This is a genomic window from Micromonospora sp. NPDC000442 (assembly GCF_042898635.1).
Lineage (GTDB): Bacteria > Actinomycetota > Actinomycetes > Mycobacteriales > Micromonosporaceae > Micromonospora.
The window spans coordinates 1-2,036 of the sequence record NZ_JBIAYZ010000052.1 but is presented as its reverse complement, the minus strand read 5'-3'; the positions used below and the strand labels follow the sequence as shown (position 1 = coordinate 2,036).

At 62.9% G+C, this 2,036-nt stretch carries 2 protein-coding genes; both read left to right on the top strand.

Going from position 1 to position 2,036, the window contains the following annotated elements; genetic code table 11:
* The coding region (locus ACFY2A_RS30485) for a polymorphic toxin-type HINT domain-containing protein (protein WP_387176790.1) at nt 1–1,243 on the top strand (1,243 nt) is incomplete at its 5' end.
* Entirely contained in the window at nt 1,209–1,742 is a 534-nt protein-coding gene (locus tag ACFY2A_RS30480; RefSeq protein WP_387176788.1) for an SUKH-3 domain-containing protein, read from the top strand. The genes ACFY2A_RS30485 and ACFY2A_RS30480, both read left to right, overlap by 35 nt.
* Nucleotides 1,743–2,036 lie beyond the last annotated feature (294 nt).

Sequence of the window (2,036 nt, the reverse complement as noted above, 5' to 3'; positions counted from 1 at the left end):
ACAACAACGCGAAACATACCGGCAGGCCAGCAACGAACGCGCCGAAGCAGAACGCAAACAACGCGAATGCCAAGCCAGCTTCTGGTGCCGCAACGCCGGCGCCGTCGGCGCCGTCGCCGGTGTCGCCGCCGGTGTCATCGTCGGCGGAGCCTGCACGGCCGGCAGCTTCGGCGTGGGCGCCGTCGGCTGCGCCGCGATCGGTGGCTTTGTCGGCGGCTATGTCGCCTCACTCACCACCAACAGCCTTGACGCCGACGAAGAAAGCTTCCTGCAACTCGCTGGCGAAGCCGTCGTCGGGGGAGCCATCGGCGGTGTGTTGGGCGCAGGCGGCGCGGTTCTCCTGCCCGCCCTCGGCGCAGGGGCCTTCGGCCTCGCCGCCGGCGCTGGACTGCGTACGTCCGTCGGTATGGCAGGTGCCGGGGCGCGATCAGCAGCCCGTGGCGGTGTCGGAGGTGGGGCCAGCTGTGGCTTCCACAGCTTCAGCAGCGACACCGAAGTGGTGATGGCGGACGGAAGTACGAAGCCGATCGGGGACATCGAGATCGGCGACACCGTCCTGGCGACCGACCCCGAAACGGGGAAGGAAGGCGCGCGTGAGGTCACCCACCTGTGGGTTCACCAGGACCAACTCGTCGACCTGAAGGTGAACGGCGGGGAGGTCACCACCACCGAGGACCACCCGTTCTGGAACGTGACCGACCAGCAGTGGCAGGACAGCCAAGAGCTCGACCCCGGAGACCTGCTGCACACGCCCTCCGGAGACACTCTCGCCGTCACCGGGCTCGACTGGACAACCGCTCGACGAGGCACCGCCTACAACCTCACCGTCGCCGACATCCACACGTACTATGTGGTAGCCGGCAACACCCCGGTCCTGGTCCACAACTGTAACCTTGCAAATTACGCCGACAGCGTGCGGAATCAAACCGGAGTAAAATTTGCCTCGGAGTACACATCGCCTTCGGGTGCGAAGTATTACGGCCGTAATAGGCATGGACAGCAGGCGGACGGGCCGCTAGCGGACGCGCTTGAGCGGGCGGGCCACCATGGAGGGTGCGCAGAGGTGCATTGCCTGATCCAAGCTCAGGCGGCGGAAGGTCCGGACGCTATTAGGGGTGGAACCATGCGCGCGGTGCAGACAAGGAACAATTCTATGCCGACGTCGAATACGACTGGGCATGGCGAGCCAGCTCACCCTTGCGGTCGTTGTGGTCGACTACTGGAAGATCTCGGAATTGGGTGAATTTATGATTCGCTTCGACTCGCTTAGTCAGGACACGCTTAGAGCTCTTGACGCCTCTGGGTGGAGCGTGAAGCGCGCCGTTGATGCTGGACAGTGGGTGGAGCCTCTGGAGCGTGAAGGATACCAGGTCCATCCATTGGCTACAGCTGTCCTGTCGGCGCTGGGGGGGCTCTCGGTTGAGCCGATTAATAAGGTGGGGCCGAACTTCGCTAATGATGAGCCTTATAATTTCGATCCACTCGCGGCTGGATCGGGTCAGCGCGCCTTAGCTCTGGAGGTGGAGGCTGTTCTCGGTGGGCAGTATTTCCCTATCGGTGAATGGCTCAGCTATTCAAGCGTATTTCTAGAATCTGGAGGCAGAGTGGTTGCTGCTGGCATGGGATGGTTCTGGGAGGTAGGGCCAAGCTTTGAAGAATCTTTAGAGCTGGCAGTATGCGCAAACCGCCCGCTGCTCTGCCTGTACTCTGATCCGGGCGTGATCCCTTGGCCGTCCGCGTGATCTCTGCCATGATCTTGTGCAGTCGGGCAAGCGGTTACGTAGCGTAGCGGAGAGCTGTCGGGGTCGATACTGTTCGCCTGGTTGCCGTCGCGGGTTGCCGTCAGGGCCGCGTTGATATGCGAGTGGGGCAATGCGCTTCCCTGCAGCATGCTTGACCGGGCGGTTCGGTGGCTCGGTCAGCGGCGAGGTCACGGGCCGCTCGCCTAAAGGACGTCTCGTAACTCGGTGGAGGCGTTGCCGGGTAACGATGTTGGTGTCATCCGGTGAGGATGATGTTGTGGAGGTGGGCGATGC